Raw genomic sequence first — 12,415 nt, forward strand, 5'->3', positions numbered from 1 at the left:
TGTCAGGTTCTCAAACCTGACACAGCTACAACTCGCGTCGGGTTCTTAAACCTGACACTACGAAAGATGACGACATATACCATCTGCATATTCACCGAGAACACGATTGGGCTGCTCAACCGCATCACGATTATTTTCACGCGCCGACGTATCAACATCGAAAGCCTGACCGTATCGGAGACTGAGCGAAAAGGCGTATCACGCTTTACCATTGTCATCAAGCATGAGTCGCGCGAAGAGGTCGAAAAACTTGTTCGGCAGATCCGTAAAATCGTAGAGGTTCTGGCGGTTTTCGGCTACCTCAACGATGAGATTGTTTACAACGAAATTGCCCTGTTCAAAATCTCGACCACTTTAGGCAATAAACCCCTGGATGTTGAAACCATCAATCAACAATACAAAGCCTGGGTTGTTTACTGGGGCTTAGACTACGTTGTCATTGAAAAGACAGGCAATGACACGGAGATTTTTGAGTTTTTTAATTACATCAAGCGACACGATATTCTGGAGTTTGTTCGCTCTGGTCGCGTAGCTGTTGGCAAAACAGAGAAAGGGCTGGTCGAGTACCTTCCCGAAGAGGCCGAGTGGGAGCACTACATGTAAGTGTTTTCTATTTTTTTGTGTAACCAAGTAGTAACCTTAAATACGAGTACAAAACCAATTAAACAATGGCAACGATTAATTTCGGAGGAGTTGAAGAGCAAGTCGTGACGCGGGAAGAATTCCCATTAGACAAAGCACGTGAAGTACTGGCTAATGAAGTCATCGCCGTAATCGGCTATGGCGTTCAGGGTCCTGGTCAGTCGCTGAACATGCGCGACAATGGTTTCAACGTGATCGTCGGACAACGGAAAGGTAAAACCTACGACAAAGCTGTCGCGGATGGCTGGGTTCCGGGCGAAACCCTTTTTGAAATCGAAGAAGCGTTAGAAAAAGGTACCATTATTTGCTTCCTGCTCTCTGATGCCGCTCAGATTGAACTCTGGCCAACGGTAAAAGCTGCGTTGAAACCCGGTAAGTCGCTGTATTTCTCCCACGGTTTCGGCGTTACGTACAAAGAAAAGACCGGTATTATTCCACCCGCTGATGTCGATGTATTCCTCGTCGCTCCGAAAGGATCAGGAACGTCGCTACGTCGCCTGTTTGTCGAAGGCAAAGGACTGAACTCGTCGTTCGCTGTTTATCAGGATGCCAGTGGTAATGCTCGCACTAAAGCCATTGCTATGGGTATTGGTGTTGGTTCAGGTTATTTGTTCGAAACCGATTTCTACAAAGAAGTAACGTCTGACCTAACCGGCGAACGCGGTACATTAATGGGCGCTATCCAGGGTATTTTTGCGGCTCAATATGAAGTCTTACGTGCCAATGGGCATAGTCCTTCGGAAGCCTTTAACGAAACGGTTGAAGAACTGACGCAGTCGCTCATGCCGCTGGTTGCTGAAAATGGTATGGACTGGATGTATGCTAACTGCTCAACAACCGCTCAGCGCGGTGCGCTGGATTGGTGGAAACCTTTCCATGACGCGACCAAGCCTGTATTCGAAAAGTTATATAACTCTGTAAAATCGCAGGAACAGGCTGAGATCAGCATCACCCGTAACTCGCAACCTGACTACCGCGAAAAACTCGAAGTAGAACTGGCTGAACTCCGCGATTCGGAAATGTGGCAGGCAGGTAAAGCCGTACGTTCGTTACGTCCAGAACGCAGCTAGACGTTGACGGGAGCCTTGAACCGCCCCCAATCAGTAATCAAATTGAGGAGATGAGCTCGGTAAAAATCCGGTGATCATCTCCTCAATTCGTTTTCCAGAGCGTCAGCCTAGCCGCGTTCTCACCTTTTTGTTTTGTAACTTTACACGATGAGCACGGCAGCCGAAAAAGATAAAATACTGGTATTTCCCGACCTGGATAACATTTATCTGGCGGCTGAGCGTCTTCAGGGTATTGCCGTCCATACACCGTTGCAGGAGAATATTAACCTGTCTGATCGATATGGCGCCAACATCTATCTCAAGCGGGAAGATTTGCAGGTTGTACGATCTTACAAGATTCGGGGTGCTTACAATAAAATGGCCAACCTTTCCGCGGAAGCATTGGCTAAGGGGGTCGTCTGCGCCAGTGCAGGCAACCATGCGCAGGGGGTTGCGTATGCCTGCCGGAAAATGGCGGTACATGGCACAATATTCATGCCTTCCACGACACCCAATCAGAAGATAAAGCAGGTAAAACTGTTTGGGAAAGAGTTCGTTGACGTTGTCTTGACCGGTGATACGTTTGACGATGCGTTCTATGCAGCCATCGAATTTGTTCAGACGCACGACAGCATTTTCGTTCATCCATTCGATGACTTACAGGTTATGGAAGGTCAGGGAACGGTTGGTCTGGAGATTTTTAAAGACTCTAACGTTAAGATCGACTACCTGCTGATGGCTATTGGCGGAGGTGGTTTAGCCGCTGGCGTTTCAACCGTTTTCAAGCAGCTAAGCCCCAGAACGAAACTGATTGGCGTTGAACCACTAGGGTCGCCATCCATGAAAGTTTCGATAGACGAAGGGCACGTAGTAGCGCTTGACAAAATTGATAAATTCGTCGATGGCGCTGCTGTAAAACGCCCGGGCGATACTACGTTCGAAGTTTGCCGCCAAAACCTCGACCGCGTATTGCTCATTCCTGAAGGTAAAGTCTGCACGACCATCCTGAAGCTTTACGACGAAGATGCCATTGTTGCCGAACCGGCTGGTGCTCTGACTATTGCGGCACTCGACCTGCTGAAGGATGAGATCAGAGGGAAGAACGTAGTGTGTTTGGTAAGTGGCGGCAATAACGATATTACCCGTACCGAAGAAATTAAAGAGCGCTCTTTACTCTACGAAGGACTGAAACATTACTTCATCATCCGATTTCCGCAACGTGCCGGCGCTTTCCGTGATTTTCTGAACGTACTAGGACCAAACGATGACATTAGTCGCTTCGAATACGTCAAGAAAACGAACCGGGAAACGGGTCCGGCCGTAGTTGGCATCGAACTCAAACATCGCGAAGATTTTGAGCCGCTCATCCAGCGAATGAACGCCCAAAGCATTGTCTATGAATACCTAAACGACCAGCCTGACTTGTTTCAGTTTTTAGTGTAACTTCGTTTAAAATCCAACTTAGTACACGCATGGAAGCCCCAATCACGATTGATCCAGACATTCAGTTCGGTACGCCCGTTTTTACTGGAACGCGAGTGCCAGTCGAATCCCTGTTCTGGCATTTGGAAAGTGGCGTTTCATTAGATGCCTTTTTTGACGATTTTCCGTCAGTTACCCGCAAACAGGCAATCGCTGTACTGGAAATGGCTGGCAAAGCATTCAGCTCTGAAAAATTATTGCCGCTGATTTATGAAATTGCTGATTGATGAGAACCTGCCCAAAGCGTTAAAACTATATTTCCCTGAAAACGAATTATTTACGGTTCGTGACATGGGCTGGCGAAGCAAAAAGAATGGAGAACTACTGGCTTTAATGCTGGCTGAAAGCTTTGATGTGCTTGTTACGTTTGACAAAAATTTGCGGTTTCAACAAAATTTCGCGAAATACCCACTAGCCGTTTTAGTATTGAATGCATGGGGCAATTCGATACCGTTTCTGGAACCACTACTCCCGAAAATGAGAGAAGTGTTGCGTGAATCTCTTCCGCTCGGAGCAACCGTTATCAGTTTGCCATAACTATATGCTCCGCGTACCCTCCTCCATTCAACCTAACCAGTTTCAAGCCCTGAGCATTGGTCGTCCCGACGGTTCGGAGATGACATTTGTGGCGTATCGGAGTGACGTATATCCTGAACGTAACGAAGTCTTTTTTGAGGAACATGCCGTTATCGTTGTACTGGAAGGTGAGAAGAAATTCAGTTCACCTACGCAGGAATTACACGTACACAAGGGAGATATTCTATTCTTCCAGCGTGGTTGCTATTCGATGAACGAATCCATCGACAACAGCTATCGAAGTCTGGTCTTCTTTGTCAATGAAAAATTGCTGAAAGAGTTTGTCAGTCAGCATCTAACCTTGTTTCAGACGGCATCTGCTACGTTACCAACTGACCTAATTCTAGCCTTCTCGTCGTCACCTGCATTCACTACGTTTATCAATTCGTTGTTACCCTATTTTGGTGCCAAAACTCCTTTCCTCAACGAACTGCTACGTCTTAAGTTTCAGGAATTATTACTGCACCTGCTTGAGCTTGATACGTTACGACAACTTCGCGCCATCCTGTGGCATATTTATCAGGGTCAGAAAATTGACCTCGACTATTTGATGAGTACGTATCTACTCAAACCGTTGTCGATGAATGAATTAGCCAGGCTGTCTGGACGAAGTTTATCGGCCTTCAAGCGGGATTTTGAGGAGCATTTTCATACATCACCCGGTCATTGGATTCGCCGGAAACGACTCGAACACGCTCATTTTTTGCTTCGGAATACGGATAAGAACGTATCGGAAGTAAGTCTGGAGATCGGCTATGAAAGCGTGTCCCATTTTATTAAAGCTTACAAACAGCAATACGGTTTTACACCCAAGCGAGTCAATTGGGCTAAAATCGCTATTTAGTGGACGAATCACGAGATAGAGGATTCAATAAGATTCATCAATTTTGTAGACTTATTTCTCTCCCTGAGCGACACAGAGAAAACCTAACAGAAAATAGTTATCCTAACAACTATGAGTACCCCAACGACCCTGTTCGATAAAGTCTGGGATGCGCACGTCGTCCGGCACGTAGAAGACGGCCCCGATGTGTTGTTTATTGACCGGCATTTTATCCACGAAGTAACCAGTCCGGTAGCGTTTCTTGGCCTTGAAGGTCGGCAGGCACCGGTCATGTTTTCCGGTCGCACATTCGCTACCGCCGATCACAACACGCCAACGCTAAATCAGCACCTGCCGGTAGCTGATCCGCTGTCTGCCAATCAGTTAGCAGCATTAGAACGAAATGCGGCCAAGTACAATATTTCGCACTGGGGACTCGGCCATATTAAAAATGGCATCGTACATGTAGTGGGTCCAGAAAACGGTATTACATTACCAGGTATGACCATTGTTTGTGGTGATTCGCATACCTCGACCCATGGCGCGTTCGGCGCGATTGCGTTTGGCATCGGTACGTCGGAAGTGGAAATGGTTCTGGCAACGCAGTGTATCATGCAGCCGAAGCCGAAGAAAATGCGCATCAGCGTCAACGGCACAATTGGTAAAGGCGTATTGCCTAAAGACGTAATCCTATACATTATTTCGCAGATTTCAGCTAGCGGAGCAACAGGTTATTTTGTGGAATATGCAGGCGATGTGTTCCGTAACATGAGCATGGAAGGCCGGATGACGGTCTGCAACATGAGCATTGAAATGGGAGCACGAGGTGGCATGATTGCGCCTGACCAGACTACGCTCAATTACTTAAATGGCCGTGATCTAGCTCCTAAAGGTGAACAATGGGACAAACTAGTTCCCTACTGGGAGTCGCTCAAAACGGACGAAGGTGCTACGTTCGATGTCGATTTAACCTACGATGCGGCTAACATTGAACCGCAAATTACCTACGGAACGAATCCGGGTATGGGTACGGGGGTGACCCGGCAAATACCTCAGGCAGAAGCGGTAAAAGATGGTGCTGCGAGCTACAAAAAATCGTTGCAGTACATGGGCTTCTCTGAAAACGAATCCATGATCGGTAAACCCGTGGATTTTGTCTTTCTCGGCAGTTGCACGAATGGTCGTATTGAAGACTTCCGCGCTTTTGCGTCTATTGTAAAGGGTCGTCAAAAAGCTGATAACGTAACGGCCTGGTTAGTACCCGGTTCGCACATTGTTGAAAAGCAGATAAAAGACGAAGGTATTCTGGATGTTCTGACACAGGCAGGTTTTCAGCTGCGTCAGCCCGGATGTTCAGCTTGTCTGGCCATGAACGAAGACAAGATTCCAGCGGGTAAATACGCCGTTTCGACCTCGAATCGCAACTTCGAAGGCCGTCAGGGGCCGGGTGCCCGTACTTTATTGGCCAGCCCGCTGGTAGCCGCTGCGGCCGCTGTCACAGGCGTAGTAACTGATCCCCGTCAACTTATTTAATTTGCTCCCTCACAATGGCTTACGATAAATTCACTGTACTACGTAGTACGGCCGTTCCCATGCCGATTGAGAACGTCGATACTGACCAGATTATCCCCGCCCGTTTCCTGAAAGCTACCGAACGTAAAGGATTTGGCGACAATCTTTTCCGCGACTGGCGGTATAACAATGATGACACGCCCAAATCCGATTTTGTCCTGAATAATCCGACATATTCGGGTAAGATTCTGGTTGGTGGCAAAAACTTCGGTAGCGGTTCAAGTCGCGAACATGCTGCCTGGGCTATTTACGATTACGGTTTCCGTTGCGTTGTATCAAGTTTTTTTGCCGATATTTTCCGGGGTAATGCGCTGAACATCGGCATCCTACCCGTTCAAGTTAGTTCGGAGTTTCTGGAGAAAATCTTTGCGGCTATCGAAGCTGACCCCAACACTGAACTAGAGGTAAATCTGCCCGAACAAACCATTACGTTGCTGGCAACGGGCGAGAGCGAAAGCTTCAATATCAACGGCTACAAAAAGAATAACCTTATTAATGGCTACGATGACATCGATTACCTGCTGTCGATGAAAAACGAAATCGAAGCCTTTGCCGATACGCGTCCATTTTAAAGAGCGAAAGACAGAAAGAGTGAAAGAAGAAGTGACTGTCGCCGTATTTATAGGTCAGCTTCTTTTCACTCTTTCGCTCATTCACTCATTCGCTCTTTCTTATGAAACGCCGTTATATTGAAATTATGGACACGACGCTCCGGGATGGTGAACAAACCAGCGGAGTGTCGTTTTCAGCATCCGAAAAGTTGGCTTTAGCACAGTCCTTACTCACGGAAGTCAAAGTAGACCGGGTTGAAGTCGCTTCAGCACGGGTATCAGCGGGCGAACTGGAAGCTGTGCAGCAGATTACGAGCTGGGCCGCAAATGTTGGTCTGCTCGATAAAATAGAGGTACTGACGTTTGTTGATGGGCAGGCTTCGCTCGATTGGATGCAGGCATCAGGAGCTAAAGTGATGAATCTGCTCACGAAAGGTTCGCTTAATCATCTTACTCACCAGCTTAAGAAAAAGCCTGAAGAACATTTCTCTGACATTAAGCAGTTAATCAGCAAGGCTGAGCAGTCTGATTTGCGGGTAAATGTTTACCTGGAAGATTGGAGTAACGGGATGCGAAACTCCCCCGAGTATGTGCTTCAGTTTTTGGATTTTCTACAGACGCAACCAATCCGTCGTATACTTCTGCCCGACACGTTAGGCATATTGACCCCGGCTGAAACGTATCTATTTGTCGACCAGTTAGTAAGTCGCTACCCTGAGCTTCATTTCGATTTCCACGCCCATAACGACTACGATCTCAGTATTGCTAACGTAATGGAAGCCATTCGGGCTGGTGCGCATGGTATACACCTAACTGTGAACGGCTTGGGCGAACGGGCAGGCAATGCGCCCATGGCTAGTGCTATCGCTGTGTTACGTGATTTTATGCCAGAGGTTAAAATGGGCGTAGTCGAGAAATCCCTATATCAGGTTAGCAAGATTGTTGAGACATTTTCCGGGCTTCGGATTCCAGATAACAAACCCGTTGTCGGCAATAACGTATTCACACAAACAGCGGGGATTCATGCGGATGGGGATAAGAAGAATAACCTGTATTTCAATACGTTACTTCCCGAACGGTTTGGTCGGAAACGAAGCTACGCGCTCGGAAAAACGTCAGGGAAAGCTAACATCGAGAATAATCTTCGCGAGTTAGGTATTCAGCTATCGGATAGCGATCTCAAAAAGGTAACTCAGCGCGTCATTGAACTGGGTGATCAAAAAGAAGCCGTTACGCGCGAAGATCTGCCTTACATCCTTTCAGACGTACTGAATACCAACGCTATAGCTTCGCGTGTGGAGGTGCTCAACTACGTACTGACACACTCAAAAGATCTTAAGCCATCTGCTACGTTACGGGTACGCATAGATGAAGAACAATTTGAGGAAAATGCGCAGGGCGATGGCCAATACGACGCTTTTATGAACGCGTTGAAGAAAATCTACGGCAAAAAGAAACTGACCCTACCCGAACTGACAGACTACGCTGTTCGGATTCCAACCGGTGGCCGAACCGACGCGCTTTGCGAGACAATCATCACCTGGAAACATAACAATCGGGAATTCAAAACCCGTGGCCTCGACTCTGATCAGACTGTGTCGGCTATCAAAGCAACCCAGAAAATGCTGAATACACTAGAATAGACCTGTGCCGGTTGATGGATGATGAAGTCAATGTTGATATTTATAGCAATTCGTTTAATAACTTCGTGGTTTATAAATCAGTCACTATAACGATAGTACGTTTAGAGCATTCATAAACAATATGGGTCAAGCGAAACAAACGGCAGAAAAAGTAGAATATAACGGATCAGATAATTTGGCGATGATGAGCCATGCCGTTAATTATAACGGTGGTCTCTATAAATGGGTTGCCCGTGATGTTCGCCCCGGAGAAGCCGTTTTGGATTTTGGCGCTGGTAATGGGGAGTACGCCAACCGGTTTCCGTTAGGCAGCGTCGATGCAGCCGAAATTGATCCAGACCTTCTGCCTTTAATTAAACAACCTGTTTATACCGACATCAGCCAACTTACCAAAAAGTACGATCTGATTTATACCATTAACGTACTGGAACACATCGAGCACCACGGCGAAATTGTTAAGGAGCTTTACACCAAGCTTAAGCCAGGAGGTCGTCTTAAAGTCTTTGTTCCCGCCCGCCAGGAGATTTTTAGTAATATGGACGAACACGTTGGCCACTATCGGCGCTACGATAAGAAATTAGTCCGGCAGATTTTGGAAGACGCTGGTCTTCGCGTTACAGATTGTCGATATTATGATTTCGCCGGATACTTCATCTCCCTGATTTATAAATGGCTCGGTAAAGATGGGCGCATTACAAAAGACTCGGTAGTTTTTTATGATCGTGTCATTTTTCCGGTAAGTCGAGTGTTCGACAAACTAACGACCGGTCAAGTGATTGGCAAGAACGTAATTGCCGAAGCCGTGCGACCCAAGTAAGCCCATACAATTTTGTTTAATTTCTTTCTAGTCAAATACGTCGCAGAATGAATGGGAAGGGAGTGACCAACATTCCCAAACTCATTCATTCTTTTGTTTAACACATGAAAAAACACATCCTTGTGGTTCCTGGTGATGGTATCGGGGCCGAAGTAACCAATGTCGGGAAGCAAGTCCTTGAGGTAATTGCTCAAAAATTCGGACACGAATTTACGTATGACGAAGCTCTTATTGGGCACGTCGCCATCGAAGCCACTGGCTCACCGCTGCCTGATGAAACCTTAACCAAGATGCGTTCGGCCGATGCCGTTTTATTTGGCGCTGTAGGCCATCCCAAATATGATAATGATCCGTCGGCAAAAGTGAGACCCGAACAGGGACTTCTGAAAATGCGTAAAGAGCTTGGACTTTATGCTAACCTACGACCTATCAAGCTTTTTGACGAACTGCTCGACGCATCAAGTATCAAGCCCGAAATTCTCCGTGGCGCTGACATTCTGTTCTTCCGTGAACTAACGGGTGACGTCTACTTTGGCAAACGTGAACGTATCGACGAAGGTAATACGGCGTATGACACGATGATTTACAGTAAATACGAGGTAGAGCGCATCGTTCGGAAAGCCTTCGAAGCCGCTCGTACACGTAGTAAAAAATTATGTTCAGTCGATAAAGCGAATGTATTGGAAAGTAGCCGCTTATGGCGCGAAGTTGTACAGTCTCTCGCCCCTGAATATCCGGACGTAACCGTTGAGCACCAATTCATTGATGCAGCTGCGATGTTATTAATCAAAGACCCCAAACGTTTCGACGTAGTAGTAACTGGAAATCTTTTTGGCGACATTTTAACTGATGAAGCAAGCCAGATTGCCGGTTCGATGGGCATGTTAGCTTCGGCTTCAGTCGGTGATAGCACAGGTGTTTATGAACCTATTCATGGATCAGCACATGATATTACGGGTAAGGGCTTGGCTAATCCATTGGCTTCCGTGTTATCTGTGGCTCTATTACTCGATATTTCGTTTGGATTGAAGGCCGAAAGCGAGACAATTATCAGTGCCGTCGATTCTGTCCTAAAAGCGGGTTTTCGCACACGTGATATTGCCAATAGTACTACACCTGCTGACAAAGTCTTAGGAACCAATGCAATGGGTGAACAGATCTTACAGCGATTACTAGCCTAGAGGTGGAGCATATTTGATTATTAAAATTTTGCCAACCTTCTTGTAAACTTTTCAAAAACGGCTATTTTTGTAGCGCAATTACGCGATCAGCGAAATTTCGCAAACTAGATTATGTTTTATTCCTTTACTTGCCGACTGCAAAAGCTAAACGTTTTTTAAGAACGGAGAAAAGGACATGTCTTATAAAAAAGGCCCTTTCTCCTTTAGAAAGGGCCTTTATACGTTAATAAGTTTAAGGAATTAGTACGTATTCAATCAATTCGGACCATGAGCCAACGAGTTTATATTTTCGATACTACCTTACGCGACGGCGAACAAGTACCTGGTTGCCAATTAACCACTGAAGAAAAAGTTGTGGTTGCTAAGGAATTGGAACGGATGGGAGTCGATATTATCGAAGCAGGTTTTCCAATCTCCAGTCCAGGGGATTTTCGTTCGGTAGTTGAAATCTCGAAGGCCGTGACAGAGCCGACAATATGTGCGCTTAGCCGGGCTGTTAAAGGTGATATTGATGCGGCCGGTGAGGCTCTGAAGTGGGCAAAACGCGGTCGTATACACACAGGCATTGGCTCATCTGATATTCATATACGTAACAAATTCGGTAGTACTCGGGAAAAGATTCTTGAACAGGCCGTTGCAGCCGTTAAGCATGCCAAAACTTACGTAGAAGACGTCGAGTTTTACGCTGAAGATGCTGGCCGGGCGGATTTAGCTTTCTTATCTCAATTAACTGAAGCTGTCATATCTGCAGGGGCGACGGTTGTCAATATTCCTGATACAACAGGCTACTGCTTACCTGATGAATATGGCAAAAAGATTGCTTACATCTATGAGCATGTCCCAAATGTTCATAAAGCCACCATTTCCATCCACTGTCACAATGATCTGGGCCTTGCAACTGCTAATACGCTGGCTGGGGTTATGAATGGCGCGCGACAGGTAGAAGTAACGATGAACGGGATTGGTGAACGAGCTGGTAATACGTCTCTTGAGGAGGTCGTAATGGCTATTAAAGTAAAAAAGGAGTTGGGATTACATACGAACATCGATTCGACGCGGTTATTTCCGGTTAGTAATTTAGTATCGCAGATGATGCGCATGCCCGTGCAGGCTAATAAAGCCATTGTTGGAAGAAATGCTTTTGCACATTCCTCAGGTATTCACCAGGATGGTTTTTTGAAGCATTCTGAGAACTACGAAATCATGAATCCACACGATGTTGGTGTGCCAAAATCGTCAATCGTGCTAACAGCACGTAGTGGACGACATGCGTTAAAACACCGGCTTGAATTGTTAGGATTCCGCTACGATAAACCTACGCTTGATGGAATCTACACTAGATTCCTCGATATGGCCGATATCCGTAAAGAAGTCAACGATAAAGATTTGATGGAATTAGTCCGCTAATCGAAAGCCCGTCCCACAGACGGGCTTTTTAATTTATGAACGAACAAAACCTCAAAATAGGCTGTTCCGGCAATACAAAGAGTGACACTTAAACAAAAAATTCCTCTTATTATGGCTCGTCCAACTCCTGAACTAATAAACGCACTTCGGCGAACAGCTCAAAATCTCAAGAACGGAGCATCCTATCAATGGGGTCATATGGGAGGATGCAATTGCGGCAATTTGGCGCAAGAACTTACTAAACTCAGTAAAGACCAAATTCATCAATACGCAACGCAACGACACGGTGATTGGAATGAACAGGTTGACGATTATTGCCCAACTAGCCAAATGCCACTTGACCTGTTGATCAACGAAATGCTCAATGCTGGTTTGATGCTTGAAGATTTAAAACATCTTGAACGGCTTGATGGCCGAGAGGTTTTATCACGCTTACCAATCGAAAAACGCTTCTTAAAGCATAATGTACGTGAAGACGTTATCGTCTATATACATACTTGGGCTGCTATGTTAGAAGAACAGCTTTTAGAAATGATAACCTTACCATTTATTCAAAAAAGAGAACTAGCCCAACCATTTTAATTTTCCAACCTCGCTTAAAACGCATCGAGCCTGTCATTGCTGACAGGCTCGCTACTCTATATCAAAGGTGGCACCTTCCTACTCTCCCGC

Annotated in this window: 13 protein-coding genes; all 13 read left to right on the forward strand. The window is 46.1% G+C overall.

The features are described from left to right. The first annotated feature begins 66 nt into the window (after positions 1–66). Positions 67–603, forward strand: a complete 537-nt coding sequence (gene ilvN / locus IC230_RS29105; protein ID WP_191042590.1) for an acetolactate synthase small subunit — start codon at positions 67–69, stop codon at positions 601–603. 65 nt (positions 604–668) lie between these two features. After that, positions 669–1,712 (forward strand): ketol-acid reductoisomerase, encoded by a 1,044-nt coding sequence (gene ilvC, locus IC230_RS29110; protein ID WP_191042591.1) that lies wholly within the window; start codon positions 669–671, stop codon positions 1,710–1,712. Between the two features lie 147 nt (positions 1,713–1,859). Continuing rightward, positions 1,860–3,134 carry a threonine ammonia-lyase gene (ilvA, locus tag IC230_RS29115; protein ID WP_191042592.1) on the forward strand — a complete coding sequence of 425 codons (1,275 nt, stop codon included), beginning with the start codon at positions 1,860–1,862 and terminating at the stop codon, positions 3,132–3,134. 29 nt (positions 3,135–3,163) lie between these two features. After that, positions 3,164–3,400 carry a DUF433 domain-containing protein gene (locus tag IC230_RS29120; protein WP_191042593.1) on the forward strand — a complete coding sequence of 79 codons (237 nt, stop codon included), beginning with the start codon at positions 3,164–3,166 and terminating at the stop codon, positions 3,398–3,400. Then, positions 3,384–3,710, forward strand: a complete 327-nt coding sequence (locus IC230_RS29125) for a hypothetical protein (protein WP_191042594.1) — start codon at positions 3,384–3,386, stop codon at positions 3,708–3,710. Before IC230_RS29120 ends, IC230_RS29125 begins: the two co-directional genes overlap by 17 nt. Before the next feature lie 4 nt (positions 3,711–3,714). Further along, positions 3,715–4,593 carry a helix-turn-helix transcriptional regulator gene (locus IC230_RS29130; RefSeq protein WP_191042595.1) on the forward strand — a complete coding sequence of 293 codons (879 nt, stop codon included), beginning with the start codon at positions 3,715–3,717 and terminating at the stop codon, positions 4,591–4,593. A gap of 111 nt (positions 4,594–4,704) precedes the next feature. Beyond that, the gene (leuC, locus tag IC230_RS29135; protein WP_191042596.1) at positions 4,705–6,105 is read left to right on the forward strand and encodes a 3-isopropylmalate dehydratase large subunit; all 1,401 of its coding nucleotides are present in this window, start codon (positions 4,705–4,707) and stop codon (positions 6,103–6,105) included. Between the two features lie 14 nt (positions 6,106–6,119). After that, positions 6,120–6,716, forward strand: a complete 597-nt coding sequence (gene leuD, locus IC230_RS29140; protein WP_191042597.1) for a 3-isopropylmalate dehydratase small subunit — start codon at positions 6,120–6,122, stop codon at positions 6,714–6,716. A 101-nt stretch (positions 6,717–6,817) separates the two neighbouring features. Continuing rightward, entirely contained in the window at positions 6,818–8,338 is a 1,521-nt protein-coding gene (locus IC230_RS29145; RefSeq protein ID WP_191042598.1) for an alpha-isopropylmalate synthase regulatory domain-containing protein, read from the forward strand. A gap of 121 nt (positions 8,339–8,459) precedes the next feature. Continuing rightward, positions 8,460–9,155 carry a class I SAM-dependent methyltransferase gene (locus tag IC230_RS29150; protein WP_191042599.1) on the forward strand — a complete coding sequence of 232 codons (696 nt, stop codon included), beginning with the start codon at positions 8,460–8,462 and terminating at the stop codon, positions 9,153–9,155. A 104-nt stretch (positions 9,156–9,259) separates the two neighbouring features. Further along, positions 9,260–10,336 (forward strand): 3-isopropylmalate dehydrogenase, encoded by a 1,077-nt coding sequence (gene leuB / locus IC230_RS29155; protein WP_191042600.1) that lies wholly within the window; start codon positions 9,260–9,262, stop codon positions 10,334–10,336. A gap of 267 nt (positions 10,337–10,603) precedes the next feature. Further along, the gene (locus IC230_RS29160) at positions 10,604–11,743 is read left to right on the forward strand and encodes a 2-isopropylmalate synthase (protein ID WP_191042601.1); all 1,140 of its coding nucleotides are present in this window, start codon (positions 10,604–10,606) and stop codon (positions 11,741–11,743) included. Between the two features lie 111 nt (positions 11,744–11,854). Further along, positions 11,855–12,325: a hypothetical protein gene (locus IC230_RS29165; RefSeq protein WP_191042602.1), complete on the forward strand. Its 471-nt coding sequence runs from the start codon at positions 11,855–11,857 to the stop codon at positions 12,323–12,325. Positions 12,326–12,415: the final 90 nt, after the last annotated feature.

Source organism: Spirosoma validum (assembly GCF_014699035.1).
GTDB classification, from domain to species: Bacteria; Bacteroidota; Bacteroidia; order Cytophagales; family Spirosomataceae; genus Spirosoma; species Spirosoma validum.